This window comes from Phragmitibacter flavus, from assembly GCF_005780165.1.
Taxonomy (GTDB): domain Bacteria; phylum Verrucomicrobiota; class Verrucomicrobiia; order Verrucomicrobiales; family Verrucomicrobiaceae; genus Phragmitibacter; species Phragmitibacter flavus.
The window spans coordinates 1-686 of the sequence record NZ_VAUV01000042.1 but is presented as its reverse complement, the minus strand read 5'-3'; the positions used below and the strand labels follow the sequence as shown (position 1 = coordinate 686).

The window sequence follows — 686 nt, the reverse complement described above, 5'->3', positions numbered from 1 at the left end:
TGTGATAGGGCCGGCTGCGCGTAAAACCCACGGCTTTGGGGCGTTGTTGAAAATAGCGCACCAAATGCCAGTTGAGGAACTCACTGCCGTTGTCGCAGTCGAAGCCCTCAATGGCGAAGGGCAACGCCGCTTCCACTTCGCGCGTGGCTTCGACGATGCCATGGGCGCCTTTGTTCCACACCGCTCGCAGGCTGGTCCAGCCGCTGTAGATGTCGGTGTAGGTCACGCTCCAGATAAAGTCTCCCTCCAGAGAGGTGCCGCAGTGAGCGACGGTGTCAGCCTCAAGCCATCCGGGCTGGGTGATGTCCCAGTTGTCGGTGCGGATCGGGATGTGGTGTTTGAGAAGGCTGCCGGGTTTGGTGCCGCTGCGGCCCCGATGCTTGATTTTGGCTTTGCGCGGGGCCAGCAGCCGATCTGCCTGTGCGGCACTGATGCACAGCACCTGCTGACGAACGGCGGCTTTAAGCTTTCCTGCTTCAGCCTCGTAATGTGGCAGCCATAGCGAAAGCAGTTTCACCAGGCGCTTGCCGCACGGCTGTTCCGCGCACTTCCAGATCGACCAAAGCACCTCGACCACCTCCGTCGTGTAATGCGCTGGCCGTCCTTTGGCCTTGGCGGGATCGCCGCCCCAGCCCGCCTTGGCTCCCAGCAGTTTGATGGCGTGTTTGCGACTGTAACCAAACTGC

The 686-nt window shown here is 61.2% G+C and carries 1 protein-coding gene; it reads right to left on the bottom strand.

The genetic code is table 11. The features are described 5' to 3' along the window. The coding region (locus FEM03_RS24185) for a hypothetical protein (RefSeq protein ID WP_206171136.1) at positions 1-686 on the bottom strand (686 nt) is incomplete at both ends.